Here is a 15585-nt window from a genome sequence, read left to right on the forward strand (position 1 = left end):
CCCTCGAGGAGGACTCAGATCGGCATCGAATCGACCATCTCGAGGACGTTCTGGGCGGGGGTCTGCAACACCACGATCATCGCCAGTTCCCGGGCCGGGTCGTCGGTGATCTTGAAGACGCCGCGACCGTTCTCGTCGATCAGGCCGGTGCCGTGCCTCCACCGCACCGGACGCGAGGTCGCCGACGACCGGGAGTACTCGGCGTTGAGCGCATCCCTCGAGGCGAACCAGAACACGCCGAAGGGGCGGTCGACGGCCCCGGCGGCACAGCGCACCACGAACACGGTGCGCACCTTGCCGTTTCCGGTCTCCGACGGGCCGACCTCGTCGCGGCCACCGGCGTATCGGCGGACGCACTCGGTGTCGTTCCACTTCGCGGCGGTGTCCGGCGTCTGCGGGAGGAGTTCGGGGAACTGCTCGACGAGTGGCGCGTAGACACCCCAGCTCGCGCCGGTCCGTACCGACTGCGGCGGGCTCGGCGGCGAGACGGCGTTCCCGTCCAGTGCGGCCACCCGGTAGGTGTGCTCACCCGCGGGCACGGCCGCGTCGAGGACCTCGGTCTCCGTACCGCGGTAGACGACGAACCCGTCGTCGCGGACGAGCTGATAACCCGTCGCCCCCGGAACCGGTTCCCAGGTCGCGACGAGGCGTCCCGTACCGGCGTCGAGTGTCAGACCGGTGGGCGTGTCCGGCACGTCGACGCTGGTGAACGCCCGCACGGAGAAGAACGAGCCGACCGCCGTCAACAGCACGGCGAGGACGATCACCGCGATGGTCCACGGCCGCAGGGTCGGCGTACGCGGCGGGGTGGTGGGCGGCCCCGCGGGCTGGGTGGTGACCGGTTGCGCCATCAGATCGGCAGCCTCTTCAGCAGATCGGCCGCGGCTGCGGCCGTCTTGCCGGGAACCACTACCCACACAACCGATTTCGCGCGGTCACCGGTGTCGTGGGCGAGGATGGCCTGCCCCTGATCGCGCTGCTTGTCCGAGAGATACAGCGTGCCGGTGTGGCCCTGGGCCGTCGTGTAACCGGTCCCGCGCAGGTTGTACGCGGTCACGTCGGCCGCGGCCCGCGCCTCCTCGGGGGTGTCGTACACGTCGATGATCACCTGGTAGTCGGCGTTCTTGGCCTCCTCGTCGAGGTAGCGGGTGCACCAGACCGTGCGCTTGGACGACTCGAACGCGAGGTCGCCGTCCTCGCCCCAGCACCGCATGCCGTCGAAACCGTTGGTGCTCAACGGTGATGCCGGCACCAGGTCGTGGTAGAGGTCGGCGATGGGTTGCAGTTCGCCCCACGTCATGAAGACGTCGACCGCCTCGGAGTTGCGGGAGAACTCGGAGGTCCGGCCGTCCTCGTCCTGCGCGGCGACCTGATAGGTGTAGGTCCCCGGTACGGGACGCGGCGCGGTGAACTTGGTGCCCGGACCGGAGTAGATCACCTCGTCGTTCTGGGTGACCACGTAGTTCGTCGCATCGTCGACGTGGCTCCAGGACAGTTCGACCGCCGTCGTCGACACCTCCGCATCGGGCGGACTGGGGGTCTCCAGATTCCCCGCGGAGGTGCTCACGAATGCCGCTCCGGCACCGAGGATTCCGGCGATCAGCGCCAGCGACGCCCCGATCGCGACCACCGTGGCGACACCACGGCGGGCCGGCCGGGCCGGTTCCGCGGCGGGCGCGGGCGACCATCCGTGCAGGGTCTCTGCCGAGACGCTCCGCGGTGGCCCCAATCGCGCTCGGGTCGTCGGATCGGTCGGTTGATCATGAGGCGCCGCAGACGATGTCGGGTGTCCGGTGGCCGGCGCCACCGGGGCCTGCCCCGAAGAAGACCGATAGCCACCGGGAGTCGGCTGCAGACCCGACCCGACGAGGGTCTGGCGGGTGTCGAAGGCATCGCGGAGGGCGTCGGCGAACTCACCCGCGGCCGGATACCGGTCGTCGGGGTTCTTGGCCATCGCCCGTGCGAGCACCCCGTCGACCGCGGTCGGCAACGCCCCGTTGCGACTGCTCGCCGCCGGCGGCTCGTGGTACATGTGCGCAGTCATCAGGCCGTGCAACGACGGGGAGTCGAAAGGCGGTGCACCGGTCAGGAGTTCGTAGGCGGTCGCCCCGAGCGAGTAGATGTCGCTGCGGGCGTCGACTCGGCGACCCTCGATCTGCTCGGGCGACGCGTAGTGCATCGTCCCGATCGTGATGCCGGTGCCGGTCAGGTTCGTGACCTCGTCGAGCACCTGCGCGATGCCGAAGTCGGTGACCTTCACCGCCTCCGGGGGCAGCGACCCGGTGTTGCCGGGACCGCCACCGACGCCGGGGGTGACGAGGATGTTGGCGGGTTTGATGTCGCGGTGCATGATCCCGCGACGGTGGGCGGCGTCGAGTCCGGCCGCCACCCCGGTGACGATCGTGCACGCCAGCCGGGGGTCGAGCGGCGAGTCGGCCGCGAGCATCCGCGCGACGTCGATACCGGGTACGTACTCCATCGCGATCCAGAGCTGCCCGTCGAAGACACCGCGGTCGTAGACGGTCACGACATTGGGATGGTGCAACGGCGCGACGATGTCGGCCTCCCGCTCGAACCGGGCGCGGAAGACCGGGTCCGTGGCATGACCCGACCGCAGGACCTTGAGAGCGTCCGACCGTGGGAGCCGGGGATGGGCCGCCTTGTAGACGTCGCCCATGCCGCCTCGTCCGAGCACGTCGAGGACGCGGTACCCCGCGATCAGGTCCCCTACCTGGTACATGTCGTCCTCATCGGCCCTTGCACCCATGCCTTCGGGCGGATGCGTAGGCACCGAATGCTACCGAGTGTCGCGAAACGCGGCCGGAGGACACCATCCGAACCCTAGGATCGGCGACGATGAAATCCACCGAGAAAGTCACCGACACCACCGGGACCTTCAGCGCCGACGAACTGAACGAGGCGTTTGCAGGGTTCCAGCGCACGGTCGCCGAGGTCGCGGCCGGCGGAGACTGGGACCGCTACGCCGACATGTTCACCGAGGACGCCGACTTCGTAGAGCACGCGCTGGGCACGATGCGGGGCCGCGAGGAGATCCGGGCCTGGGCCTGGCGCACCATGACGGCCTTCCCCGGCAGCCACATGACGTCGTTTCCTTCGCTGTGGCACGTCGTCGACGCCCCGACGAGCCGGGTGATCTGCGAGGTCGACAACCCGATGCGCGACCCCGGCGACCAGAGCCTCATCACCGCCACCAACATCACCATCCTCACCTATGCGGGCGACGGCCTGTGGAACAAGGAGGAAGACGTCTACAACCCGATGGAGTTCGGCCGGGCGGCGATGCGGTGGTGTGAGAAGGCCCGCGAATTCGGCAACCTCGACGAGGCCGCCGAACAGTGGATGACGACCACCGGCGCCTTCTTCGCCCGGCCCCGCAGCAAGGACTGACACCGGCAGGGACCCTGCCCACCTGCGACGAGACCGCCGGGCGGCCGGCCACGACGACCGTGACCGAAACCACCGGGGACGGTCGTAACGTCGGCACCAGCAGGACACGACAGCATCACTGACGGACTTGGGACGCGGTCCCGAGTGCCGTAGGCTAGAGCTTTGACCAGTGGGGGTAGGGCTGCGCGGCCGCGTGTCCGAGACCACCCAAGATCCGCCCGGGTGGGCGCGACCCGCCCACGACGATGTCGCGATCACACTCGTGGCACCGCCGCGAGGCTGACAATGACGACACACGTACGACGACACACGCGGACACCGTTTCGGAGGACATCTATATGGCACGCGAGCTGACGCAACTCGAGCTTCTCAAGGAGCTCGCCCCCGTTGCCGAGGACAACGTCAACCGCCACTTGAAGACCGCCAAGGACTGGAACCCGCACGACTACGTCCCGTGGGACGAGGGCCGCAACTTCGCCGCCCTCGGCGGCGTCGACTACGACCCCGAGCAGTCGCACCTCGACGAGGTCGCCAAGGCCGCGATGATCACGAACCTGCTGACCGAGGACAACCTGCCCTCGTACCACCGGGTCATCGCCGACAACTTCTCGATGGACTCCGCGTGGGGCCACTGGGTCGGTCGCTGGACCGCCGAGGAGAACCGCCACGGCATTGTCATGCGCGACTACCTCGTGGTCACCCGCGGTGTCGATCCGGTCGCCCTCGAAGAGGCCCGGATGATCCACATGACCAACGGCTACGACCCGATGCTGGCGGACGCCGGCCGCGTCGACGAACTCGAGGAGCACGCCGACGAACTGGGCCTCCTCCACTCGGTCGCGTACGTGACCTTCCAAGAGCTCGCGACCCGCGTCAGCCACCGCAACACCGGCAAGGCCTGCAACGACCCCATCGCCGACAAGATGCTGCAGCGCATCGCGGCCGACGAGAACCTGCACATGATCTTCTACCGCAACATCTGCGGCGCGGGCTTCGACATCGCCCCCGACCAGACGCTGCGCGCGGTCACCGACATCGTGACCAACTTCCAGATGCCCGGCGCAGGTATGCCCAACTTCCGTCGGCACGGCGTGCTGATGGCCAAGCACGGCATCTACGACCTCCGCCAGCACCTCGAAGAGGTCGTCATGCCGGTTCTGCGCAAGTGGAACGTCTTCGAGCGCGACGACTTCACCGCCGAGGGCGAGAAGGTCCGCGAGGAGCTGGCCGCCTTCCTCGAGCAGCTCGAGAAGGACACCATCCGCTTCGAGGAGATGCGCGATCGTTCGCTCGCCCGCGAGGCCAAGAAGCGGGAGCAGCAGGCATCCTGAGCACGACCCTGAGCAGCCCGGCGCCTTCGACCTCCGAAGGCGCCGGTTCTGCGTCGTCCGCGAAACTCCGCATCGGTTCCATCGAACTCGCGAGCCCCGTCGTGCTCGCCCCGATGGCCGGTGTCACCAACGTCGCGTTCCGCACACTGTGCCGTGAACTCGAACTCGCCCGCACCGGAACCGTCTCCGGCCTGTACGTCTGCGAGATGGTGACCGCTCGCGCACTCGTCGAACGCCATCCGGTGACGATGCACATGACCACCTTCGGGCCCGACGAGAACCCGCGGTCGATGCAGCTGTACACGGTCGATCCGGAGTACACATACGAGGCCGCGAAGATGATCGTCGACGAGAACCTCGCCGACCACATCGACATGAACTTCGGCTGCCCGGTACCGAAGGTGACGCGTAAGGGCGGCGGCTCGGCCATCCCCTACAAGCGGACGCTGTTCCGCAAGATCGTCGCGGCTGCCGTCCGGGCCACCGAGGGCACCGACATCCCGGTCACCGTCAAGTTCCGCATCGGCATCGACGACGACCACCGCACGCACCTCGACGCCGGCCGCATCGCCGCCGAGGAGGGTGCCGCGGCGGTCGCCCTGCACGCCCGGACCGCGTCACAGCGGTACTCCGGCGAGGCCGACTGGGACGAGATCGCCCGTCTGAAGGAGCACGTCACCTCGGTGCCGGTCCTGGGCAACGGCGACATCTTCGAACCCGCCGACGCCGTCGCGATGATGAACCGGACCGGCTGCGACGGTGTCGTCGTCGGCCGCGGCTGCCTCGGACGCCCGTGGCTGTTCGCCGAACTCGCCGCCGAGCTCAACGGATTCGACGCACCCACTCCTCCGAACCTGGGCGAGGTCGCCGAGATCATGGTCCGGCACTGCCAGCTGCTCGTCGACCACCACGGGGAGATGAAGGGCTGCCGCGAGATCCGCAAGCACGTGGCGTGGTACCTGCGGGGATTCCCGGCCGGCTCGGAGATCCGGCGGCGGATGGCACTCGTCGGCAGCGTCGACGAGCTACGGGAACTGCTGTCCGAACTGCCCGCCGACGCGCCGTTCCCCAGCGACGGCCACGGTCCGCGAGGCCGTCAGGGTTCGCCGGCGAAGGTCGCGCTGCCCGACGGCTGGCTCGACGATCCCGACGAGGACGTCGTGCCCGCCGGCGCGGAGATCATGCACTCCGGCGGCTGACACATTCTGCGAAAACCGTCACAACGCACCTCTGGCTGAGGCCTCTTCTCAGGTGTGATCAGTAAGATGGCGCGGAGGTCCCGGCCTGCCGGGTCCGTACGTGCGTGCGCACCGCGTCGACCAGCCCCGACGCGCGGTTGGCGCTTTGTAGACCTCGGGGCATGAGGAACGTGCATTGAGTCGTTGGACATCGGGCCCGGACGAACCGGAGGCGGGGGACGAGGCCAACAGGTCTCGTCGTGGCCGTCGTGCCGGGCGCCCGGACGATGCGAACGACCGCCGTCCCCCGCTGGAACCACGCGCCCAGGATGCCTCCGCGTCGAGTGCGCACCCGAGTCTCCGTGAACCGCGTGCCAGCGATCGTTTCGTCCGCGGGCGGACGCGTCTGACCGTCCGCGAGCTCATGGAGCAGATGAACGCGGAGGAGCCGCGGACACCTCCGACCGACACCCCGCGTCGTGGACGTTCCCGCGCCGACGCCCCCGACCAGGCACCCCCGGCCGGTCGATCCGCGTCCATCCCGCCCACCACCCGCGGCCGGTCGCGTCGCTTCGACCCGGCGCAACCCGACCAGGTCCCGCCCCCGCGTCCCCCGCTCGGACGGAGCGACCGGGGCCAGCCCGCGGGCGACGATCGTCCCACCGAGATCCATCACTTCGGCAACGACGTCACCCAGAAGATCCCCACGATCGGTGACAAGCCCGGCGACCCGGCACCCGACCTGTCGGACCGGGCCACCGCGAAGCGGGCCATCGAGGAGTCGCGCGCCCAGGACGCCATGGTGCCGCCCGCCACCCCGAGCGAGCCGCCCGCCCGGCGTGAACCGCTCGAACGAACCCCCGACCTGACCGGTCCGCTGCAACTCCGCCAGACCCCTCGCCGCCATCCGGGACGCGGCGACGGCGACCGCCGCGGCTCACTCGTCCGCAAGACCACCGCCACCGGACGCATCCTGGTGGCCATCGCGTGTGTGACCGCCCTGGTCGGCACCGGTTTCGTCTGGAACTACCTGCAGTCGTGGAACGGCAACTGGCGCAACGTCACCGCCGTCGACGCCGAAGACAAGAACATCCGCAACAAAGACGCCCAGAACGGTGACGAGACCTACCTGATCGTCGGCACCGACACGCGCGGCGGCAACAACGCGAAGGTGGGTGCAGGAACCACTGCCGACGCCGAGGGTGCGCGTTCGGACACCGTCATCCTGGTCAACGTCCCGGCCAACCGCGAGCGCGTCGTCGCGGTGTCCTTTCCGCGCGATCTCCAAGTGGACCAGCCCGCCTGCAACTCGTGGGACAACGAATCCGGTGAGTACGGCGCGGAGATGCCGGCACAGACCGGCGTGAAGCTGAACAGCGTCTACTTCTACGGCGGCCCGCAGTGCCTGGTCCGCGTGATCACCCAGATGAGTGGTCTCAACATCAACCACTTCATCGGCATGGATTTCTACGGTTTCGAGAAGGTCGTCCGTGCGATCGGTGGCGTGGAGGTCTGTTCGACCGTCCCGCTCTACGACTACGAGATCGGCCACATCCTCCGTAAGCCCGGCAAGCAGAAGTTGACCGGTCGCCGCGCGCTCAACTACGTCCGCGCCCGCAACATCGCCTCGGAGGGCAACGGCGACTACGGCCGCATCAAGCGCCAGCAGCTGTTCATGTCGTCGCTGCTGCGGTCGACACTGTCGGGCAACGTGCTGTCCAACCCGAACAAGCTCAACAGCATCGTCAACACCTTCATCGAGTACAGCTACGTCGACGGTGTGGACACCCAGTCGCTGATCAATCTCGCCGAGTCGATGCAGGGCATCGAGGCCGGCCGCGTCTCCTTCCTGACCATCCCCACCTCCGGCACCTCCGAGGACGGTCAGAACAACGAGATCCCGCGCACCGACGACATCGACGCGATCTTCAACGCGATCATCGACGACCTCCCACTGCCCGGTGAGAAGGTCGAGAAGAAGAAGCCGACATCGAAGGCCCCCTCACGGGCTCCGAGTTCGCGGAACTCGACCGAGACCCCGGGACGGATCAACGCCACCGCGCAGAACCCCGGCAACGTCGGTGTCCGCGTGCTCAACGGCACCTCCACCACCGGTCTGGCCGCCGAGGTCTCCGAGCAGCTCACCCCGTACGGCTTCGACGTCCGCGGCGTCGCCGACGCGTCGGAGGACCGGGACGACACCGTCGTGCGGTACGGCCCGGGACAGCAGAACGCGGCCGCCACGCTGGCCGCGATGTTCCCCGGCGCCGAGATCCAGCTCGACCGGACGGTCAAGTCGGGTGTCGAACTCATCCTCGGGTCCGACTTCACCGGCGAGCTGGGGTCGGTGCCCGACGCCGGCGCCACAGTGAACGTCGAGCAGCTCGCGCCGGCCGAGAACTCCGGTGACCTGCCCAACGACCTCGCCGTCACCAACGCGGGCGACACCACCTGCACCTAGTCCGGCCGGTCCGGACGAACCGACATCGAAGGTTCTGCACCGGGCGTTCACGCTGCGTTCATCGGCCGTGGGCGGGCTGGACCGATTCCCGACGTATCCTGGGAACATGCGTACCGCCTACCAAGAGCAACTCGAGGCGCTGACCCACGTCCTGGGTGAGATGTGTGAACTCGCGGGCACCGCGATGTCGCGAGCCACCCAGGCACTGCTGCAAGCCGACCTCGCCGTTGCCGAAGAGGTCATCGGCGACGCCGAGCGGATGACGCAGTTGTCGGCCCGCGCCGAGGAGCAGTCCTTCGCCCTTCTCGCACTCCAGGCGCCCGTCGCCGGGGACCTCCGCGGCGTCGTCAGCGGTTTCCAGATCGTCGCCGACGCCGACCGGATGGGCGCGCTGGCCCTGCACGTCGCCAAGGTCGCCCGTCGACGCCATCCCGCGAAGGCCCTCCCCGAGGAGGTCAACGGGTACTTCGCGGAGATGGGCCGGCTCGCGGTGACCCTCGCGAAGAGCGCTCACGAGGTCCTCGAGACCCGCGATCCCCAGGCCGCGCTGCGCCTGCAGGAGGACGACGACGCGATGGACGACCTCCACCGCCACCTGTTCACCGTCCTGATGGACCGCGAATGGCAGCACGGCGTCGCCGCCGCCGTCGATGTGACCCTGCTCGGCCGTTACTACGAACGCTTCGCCGATCACGCCGTGCTGATCGGTCGCCGGGTGGTGTTCACCGCGACCGGCAAGACGCCCGAGCAGTTCCAGAACGTCGGGTGATCTTCCTCGCTCACCTCCCCGGGGCGAGCGAGGGCACACATCTCGAGAGGCCGAGAATTCAGTTCGACGAACTGAACTCGGCCTCTCTTCATATCAGTGAACATCTGGGGCCGTTTGTGCCCGGAAACGATTTCGCAGCCACACAGGTCCCCGTTATGGTGGCGGGCATGGGCCAGCATCAGCCGATCGAACCCGACTTCAATGCGATGACCGACGAGGACGCCGCGGCCGCCGCTCACCGCCGGCAGATCATCACCTACCTCGGTGTCATCGCCTCGCTCGCCGCTCTGCTCGTCATCCTTCTGATCAACATGTGAGATGCAGACAGGGCCCCTCCCGTGGCGGGAAGGACCCTGTCGGAGTGAAATCGCCGCAGATCTAGCCGAAACGACCCGAGATGTAGTCCTCGGTCGCCTTCTTCGACGGATTCGAGAACATCGTCTCGGTGTCGCTGATCTCCACGAGCTGCCCGGGCTGGCCGACGCCCTCCAGGTTGAAGAAAGCGGTCTGGTCGCTCACGCGCGCGGCCTGCTGCATGTTGTGGGTCACGATGACGATCGTGTACTCCTTCTTGAGTTCACCCATCAGGTCCTCGATCGCGAGGGTCGAGATGGGGTCGAGCGCTGAGCACGGCTCGTCCATCAGCAACACATCGGGCGAGACCGCGATGGCCCGCGCGATGCACAGGCGCTGCTGCTGACCGCCGGACAGGCCGCCGCCCGGCTTGTCGAGGCGGTCCTTGACCTCTTCCCACAGATTCGCACCACGCAGGCTGCGCTCCGCGACCTCGTCGAGCTCGGCCCTGTTGCGCACGCCCTGCAAACGCAGACCGGCGACCACGTTGTCCTTGATGGACATCGTCGGGAACGGGTTGGGCCGCTGGAACACCATCCCGATCGTGGCCCGGACGCTCACCGGGTCGACGTTGCGCCCGTAGATGTCCTCGCCGTCGAGCAACACGCTGCCCTCGGCGTACGCCCCCGGGGTGACCTCGTGCATGCGGTTGAGGGTGCGCAGCACCGTCGACTTGCCGCAGCCGGACGGGCCGATGAAGGCGGTGATGCAGCGCGGCGGCACCTCGAGGGTCACGTCCTTCACCGCGTGGAAGTCGCCGTAGTAGATGTTCAGGTCTTTGATGTCGAGGCGCTTCGCCATGACTTTTCCGTTTCTACAGAGGTGTTCAGGAGGTCTTGGGCGCGAAGATCTTCGAGACGATCTTGGCCCCGAAGTAGACGATGGCCACGAGGATGACCAGGCACAGGGCCGCGCCCCAGACCTTGTCGAAGGCGCCGGGCCCGTTGTTGTACTGCTGCACCATCATCAGCGGTAGCGATTCCTGATTGCCGTCGAAGGGATTCCAGTTCATCGCTCGCGTCGAGCCGACCAGGATGAGCACGGGTGCCGACTCCCCCATCACGCGGGCGATGGCCAGCATCACGCCGGTCACGATTCCCGAGAGTGCCGTCGGCAGCACGATTTTCACGATGGTCTTCCACTTCGGGATGCCCAGTGCATACGACGCCTCACGCAGGTCCTGCGGGACGATCTTGAGCATCTCCTCGGTCGCGCGGACCACCAGCGGGACCATCAGCAGCACCAACGCGATCGCCACGACGAAACCGGAGCGCGGGAGGCCGAGGGTGGTGCGCCAGACCGCGTAGACGAACAGGGCCGCCACGATCGACGGGACACCGGAGAGGATGTCGACCATGAAGGTGGTGACCCGGGCCAGCACCGACTTCTTGGTGGCGTACTCGACGAGGTAGATGGCGACGAAGATGCCGAGCGGGATCGAGATCACGGCCGCCAGCGCGGTCTGCATGAGCGTGCCGACGATGGCGTTCGCGGCGCCGCCCTTGCGTTCCGGCAGCGTCCACCAGTCGATGTCGAGCAGCGGTTCGATGCCCCGGATGACCAGTGTCGAGACCAGCCACACCAGGGGCACCAGCGCGACGAGCAGCGCGGCGATGACGGTCACGCGCACGACGTGATCGGTGAGGCGCCGACGCTTGGCCAGCGGGGTGAAGCCCGAGGGCTTCTTTACCGGGTCGGCCGTGGGCGACGAGGTGGTGACGGTCATGGTCACTTCTTTCCGGCGACGACCGCGCGGGCGGCGGCGTTGACGACGAAGGTCAGGACGAAGAGGGTGAGGCCGGCGGAGATGTAGGCGCCGGTCTTGGCGGGCGAGTCGAACTCGGCCGCGTTGTTCGCGATCTTGGTCGCGAAGGTCTCGCCGCTCTCCATGAGGTTGAAGTTCATCGGGCCGGCCGTGGAGATGATCAGCAGCAGCGCCATGGTCTCGCCGAGCGCGCGACCGAGGCCGAGCATCGACCCGGAGATGTAGCCGGAGAAGCCGAACGGGAGCACCGCGAGCTTCACGACCTCGAACTTCGTCGCGCCGAGCGCGAGGGCCGCCTCGCGGTGACCCTTCGGCGTCTGCATGAAGACCTCGCGGGTGACCGCGGTGATGATCGGGAGGATCATGACGGCGAGCACGATGCCCGCGGTGAGCAGCGTGCCGCCGGTGGACATGTTCGCGACCTGCGTGGGCTGCTGGAAGAACGGCAGGAAGCCGAGGTGGCCGACGAGCCACTCGTTCACCGGGACCAACGCCGGACCAAGAACGAGGATGCCCCAGAGGCCGTACACGATCGAGGGCACCGCGGCCAGCAGGTCGACGGTGTAGGTGATCGGTCCGACCAGGCGCTTGGGGGCGTACTCGGTGAGGAAGATCGAGATCCCGAGCGCGACCGGCATCGCGATCAGGAGAGCGATGACGGCGACGACGACCGTCGCGTAGAACAGCTGCGGAATGCCGAATGCGAGCTGGCTGCCGCTCGTGATCCAGTCACCGGTGTAGGTGAAGAAGTTCTCCTCGTTCTTCGCCAGCGACGGGGCGGCCTGTGCGAGGAGGAACAGTGCGATGAGTCCGATGACGAGCGAGACCACGAATCCCGAACCGACCGCCAGGGTGCGGAAGACCTGGTCGGCCACGCGGTGACGGGCGGCCGAATCCAGGCCGCCGGGTGCGGCTCCGTCCGGCGGCCCGTGAAGGGCCGGCCCGTCCGAATCCGGCGAGACCGCGCCATCCTCTTTGCTCAGCGACGTCATGCGTCCCTCTTGTGCTTCCGCTCTGGTCATTGGGGCCACTTCCCGGTCCACCGCTCACAGTCCGTGCAACACGCGAAGAGTCGTGTCAGTGTGTCAACCGCGCGTGCGGGGCCGCAAACCGTGGCGGCCCCGCACGCGCTGTTCAGTTGTGTCACGTCAGGCGTTGCCGCTGCCGGCGAGCGCGTCGATGCTGCCCTGCAGCTTGGCCTTGAAGTTCTGCGGCACCGGCACGTAGCCGATCTCCTCGAGGCCGGTCTGGCCGTCGCCGAGGATCTTCGTGAACGCGTCCTTGAGGGTGGTGCTGGTCGCATCGTCGGAGTAGCCCGCCGAGCAGACGATGGAGTACGGCGTCAGCAGCAGCGGGTAGGCACCCGGGGCCTTCGACGCGAACAGCGCGTCGGTGTCGACGACCAGGTCCTTGCTGTCCGGGTTCTTGAAGGCCAGCTCGTCGAGGGCTTTGCCGGCGCTGGCGGCGTTCAGCTCCACCGGACCTGCTCCGAAGTCGATGTCGGCGACGCCGAGGTCGTTCTCGGTGGCGAAGCCCCACTCGACGTAGGTGATCGAGCCGGGGGTCTTCTTGACGGTGTCACCGACTCCGGTCGACTTGGACGCACCCGAACCGACGTTCTTGGGAGCGAACTCCTTGCTGTGCTCATACGGCCAGTCGTTCGGCGCCGAGTTCTGCAGGAACCGCTGGAAGTTGTCGGTCGTGCCCGAGCTGTCGGAGCGGTAGACCGGGACGATGTCGCCACCGGGCAGCTGCACACCCGGGTTGAGTGCGGCGATCGCCGGATCGTTCCACTTGGTGATCTTGCCGTTGAAGATCTTGGCGATCACGGCGGAGTCGAGCTTGAGGTTGTCGACGCCCTCGAGGTTGTAGGCGATCGCAACCGGTCCGACGACCAGCGGCAGATGCCAGGGATCGTTACCGTTGCAGCGTTCCTTGGCCTGGGTGATCTCGTCGCCCTTCAGGGCCGAGTCCGAACCCGCGAAGTCGACGTCGCCGGCGATGAACTTCTTGATGCCGTCACCGGAGCCGCTGCCGGTGTAGTCGAGGACGATGTCGCTGTCGTCCGAGAGGATCTGGCTGAAGTGCTCCATGGCCTTCTGCTGGGCAGTGGAACCCTCTCCACTCACCGTCTGGGTGTCTCCCCCACCACACGCCGTCACCAGGGTCAATGCCGCGATCGTCGACACCGCCGCCAGAGCGCCGTTCCGCTTGATTCTCACCGCAGGTGTTGCCTTTCCGTCTCGTGCTCCGTCCCGAGGCTCGGGTGTCCGGAGTGTCCGAAGGGAAAGCTATGCGCGCCGGGTGGCCGAATCCCCGCCAGAAGGTGAACGACAGGTGAACCGACCAAGGCAGTCCGGTGCGGATATCTCCGTGACCTCGGCACCCCGCCCCGGAGTGATCTGCGCTACGGAACGGTCGGCATCAGCACACAGCGCAGCACCGCGCGCGGGAGATCGCGACTCAGCCGTAGGCGACGTCGACGGCAAACCTGGTGAAGCCCAGGCGTTCATACGTGTGCAACGCCGCCGTGTTGTCGCCTTCGACATAGAGGTTGATCTCGGCGACACCACGCTGTGCGAGGTGGTGGAGTCCGGCCAGCGTCAGCAGCCGACCGAGCCCGCGCCCCTGAGCCTGCGGATCGACGCCGACGATGTACACCTCGCCGAGATCGGCGTCGTGTTGTTTGGTCCAGTGGAAGCCGAGAAGCCGTGTCGGGTCCTCGGTGTCGAACGCCAGGAAGAGACCCTCCGGGTCGAACCAGTCGGCCGCAACCCGCTCGGTGATCTGATCCAGCTCCCAGCCGCCCTGTTCGGGATGCCAGTCGAAGGCGGCGTTGTTGACGCGCAGGATCTCCGCATCGTCCGCCGGCCCGGCGTAGGTCCGGAGTGTGAGTCCCGGATCGACTGCCAGCTCGGGGAGTTCGTGTCCCTCCCCGACGGGGCGTCGTAGCTGCAGCAGTTCCCGACGCTTCTGCAGCCCCATCGCCGAGGCGAGGACCACCGCACCGGGAAGATCGCCGTGCGCCCACACCCGCGCCTCGAGGCCGTCCTGTCGCGCCGCGGCGAACGCGGTGTCGAGCAACGATCGGCCCAGCCCCCGCCGTCGCCGCTCCGGGTCGACGACCACCTCGATCATCGACGGCTCGCCGTCACGACCGGGCACGATGTTCGCGTAGGCACCCTTCGACCACACGTGGACGACAGGCGAATCCGGTGCTGCGTCAATCGCTTTGACCGCGTCGTCCGACAGCGGTCCGACACCGTCGGCGGACGTCGCCGCACACACCATGCGGTGCGCTTCGGCGGCCACCTCCGCCGGAGCGGCGCCTCGTCGTACCTGCATCTCGTCAGTTTCCGGCGCTGGCACTGAACTCCTCGTCGAAGGGATCGGGTCCGTCGAGATCGTGGTCGAAGTCGGCCGAGTCGACATCCGCCGCAACACCTTCCGCCGTGTCCGCGATTTCGGCAGCCGATGCCCGGCCGCGCGTCGGCCGCACCGCCTTGTATCCGACGTTGCGAACCGTACCGATGAGCGACTCGTGTTCGCTGCCGAGCTTGGCACGCAGACGACGCACGTGCACGTCGACCGTGCGTGTGCCACCGAAGAAGTCGTACCCCCACACCTCCTGGAGCAGCTGGGCGCGCGTGAACACGCGACCCGCGTTCTGCGCCAGGTACTTCAGGAGTTCGAACTCCTTGTAAGTGAGGTCGAGGGGACGTCCACGCAGTCGCGCGGTGTACGTCCCCTCATCGATGACCAGCTCCCCCAGCGTGACCTTGCCCGACGTCTCCTCTGCCGCCACGCCACGGGTGCGTGCCACCAGCAGACGCAATCGCGCGTCGAGTTCCGCCGGCCCCGTACCCGGCAGCAGGAACTCGTCGATGCCCCAGTCCGCATTGACCGCGACCAGCCCACCCTCGGTCAGTACAGCCGCCACCGGCACCGACGAACCGGTGCTACCCAACAGTCGGCACAGTCCCCGCGCCGCAGCGAGGTCTGCGCGCGCATCGACCAATGCCACATCCGCGTTGCCCGCCTCCATGAGGGAGGACACCTCCGTCGGAGCGACACGCACGTTGTGGGCGAGCAGCGACAGCGACGGCAGGACCGACTCCGGATTGGGGTCGGCCGTCAACAACAAGAGATCCACCTAGAACTCCGATCTCGTTCGTCCCGTCCCGGACCTTCCGATCTGCTCACCACGCTGTGAACGACTACGCACACGTCACCGAGGATTGTTTACGCTGCCTTACCAACGTGTGCGAGATAGATGACAGAATAGCGCCACCGCCGCACTTCGCTGTTAACAAGCCGGC

At 67.6% G+C, this 15585-nt stretch carries 14 protein-coding genes; 6 read left to right on the forward strand and 8 right to left on the reverse strand.

Annotation, left to right across the window (positions count from 1 at the left end; translation table 11 throughout):
* Nucleotides 1-14 precede the first annotated feature (14 nt).
* The gene (locus PWF70_RS19580) at nucleotides 15-851 is read right to left on the reverse strand and encodes a fibronectin type III domain-containing protein (protein WP_280073074.1); all 837 of its coding nucleotides are present in this window, start codon (nucleotides 849-851) and stop codon (nucleotides 15-17) included.
* Complete coding sequence (locus PWF70_RS19585) at nucleotides 851-2740, reverse strand: protein kinase domain-containing protein (RefSeq protein ID WP_035755860.1); 1890 nt, start codon at nucleotides 2738-2740, stop codon at nucleotides 851-853. The genes PWF70_RS19580 and PWF70_RS19585 overlap by 1 nt, the downstream gene beginning before the upstream one ends.
* A 116-nt stretch (nucleotides 2741-2856) precedes the next feature.
* Between PWF70_RS19585 and PWF70_RS19590 the strand changes: the two genes are divergently transcribed.
* The 6 genes from PWF70_RS19590 to PWF70_RS19615 all read left to right on the forward strand — a co-directional run bounded on the left by PWF70_RS19590 (nucleotide 2857) and on the right by PWF70_RS19615 (nucleotide 9464).
* Nucleotides 2857-3408: a nuclear transport factor 2 family protein gene (locus PWF70_RS19590; protein WP_006358655.1), complete on the forward strand. Its 552-nt coding sequence runs from the start codon at nucleotides 2857-2859 to the stop codon at nucleotides 3406-3408.
* A gap of 338 nt (nucleotides 3409-3746) precedes the next feature.
* Nucleotides 3747-4739 (forward strand): acyl-ACP desaturase, encoded by a 993-nt coding sequence (locus PWF70_RS19595; protein WP_035755837.1) that lies wholly within the window; start codon nucleotides 3747-3749, stop codon nucleotides 4737-4739.
* A 113-nt stretch (nucleotides 4740-4852) separates the two neighbouring features.
* Complete coding sequence (gene dusB, locus PWF70_RS19600) at nucleotides 4853-5938, forward strand: tRNA dihydrouridine synthase DusB (RefSeq protein WP_035755863.1); 1086 nt, start codon at nucleotides 4853-4855, stop codon at nucleotides 5936-5938.
* 175 nt (nucleotides 5939-6113) lie between these two features.
* Entirely contained in the window at nucleotides 6114-8378 is a 2265-nt protein-coding gene (locus PWF70_RS19605; RefSeq protein ID WP_006358658.1) for an LCP family protein, read from the forward strand.
* A gap of 106 nt (nucleotides 8379-8484) precedes the next feature.
* Nucleotides 8485-9147, forward strand: coding sequence for a phosphate signaling complex protein PhoU (phoU, locus tag PWF70_RS19610; protein ID WP_042377541.1), 663 nt, complete (start codon nucleotides 8485-8487; stop codon nucleotides 9145-9147).
* A 167-nt stretch (nucleotides 9148-9314) separates the two neighbouring features.
* Nucleotides 9315-9464 carry a hypothetical protein gene (locus tag PWF70_RS19615; protein ID WP_164905310.1) on the forward strand — a complete coding sequence of 50 codons (150 nt, stop codon included), beginning with the start codon at nucleotides 9315-9317 and terminating at the stop codon, nucleotides 9462-9464.
* Nucleotides 9465-9525: 61 nt separating this feature from the next.
* On the opposite strand, the gene pstB is transcribed toward PWF70_RS19615, so the two are convergent.
* From pstB to PWF70_RS19645, 6 genes are all read right to left on the reverse strand, one after another.
* A complete protein-coding gene (pstB, locus tag PWF70_RS19620; protein ID WP_006358661.1) occupies nucleotides 9526-10302 on the reverse strand; it encodes a phosphate ABC transporter ATP-binding protein PstB in 777 nt (258 codons plus the stop codon).
* 25 nt (nucleotides 10303-10327) lie between these two features.
* On the reverse strand, nucleotides 10328-11227 hold the full coding sequence (pstA, locus tag PWF70_RS19625; RefSeq protein ID WP_006358662.1) for a phosphate ABC transporter permease PstA: 900 nt from the start codon (nucleotides 11225-11227) through the stop codon (nucleotides 10328-10330).
* Nucleotides 11228-11229: 2 nt separating this feature from the next.
* On the reverse strand, nucleotides 11230-12258 hold the full coding sequence (gene pstC, locus PWF70_RS19630; protein WP_006358663.1) for a phosphate ABC transporter permease subunit PstC: 1029 nt from the start codon (nucleotides 12256-12258) through the stop codon (nucleotides 11230-11232).
* 156 nt (nucleotides 12259-12414) lie between these two features.
* Nucleotides 12415-13488 (reverse strand): phosphate ABC transporter substrate-binding protein PstS, encoded by a 1074-nt coding sequence (gene pstS / locus PWF70_RS19635; protein WP_006358664.1) that lies wholly within the window; start codon nucleotides 13486-13488, stop codon nucleotides 12415-12417.
* A gap of 241 nt (nucleotides 13489-13729) precedes the next feature.
* Entirely contained in the window at nucleotides 13730-14611 is an 882-nt protein-coding gene (gene mshD / locus PWF70_RS19640; RefSeq protein WP_006358665.1) for a mycothiol synthase, read from the reverse strand.
* 4 nt (nucleotides 14612-14615) lie between these two features.
* Nucleotides 14616-15419: a winged helix-turn-helix domain-containing protein gene (locus PWF70_RS19645; RefSeq protein WP_006358666.1), complete on the reverse strand. Its 804-nt coding sequence runs from the start codon at nucleotides 15417-15419 to the stop codon at nucleotides 14616-14618.
* Nucleotides 15420-15585 lie beyond the last annotated feature (166 nt).

It is taken from the genome of Gordonia sp. Swx-4 (assembly GCF_030316175.1).
GTDB classification, from domain to species: Bacteria; Actinomycetota; Actinomycetes; order Mycobacteriales; family Mycobacteriaceae; genus Gordonia; species Gordonia alkanivorans.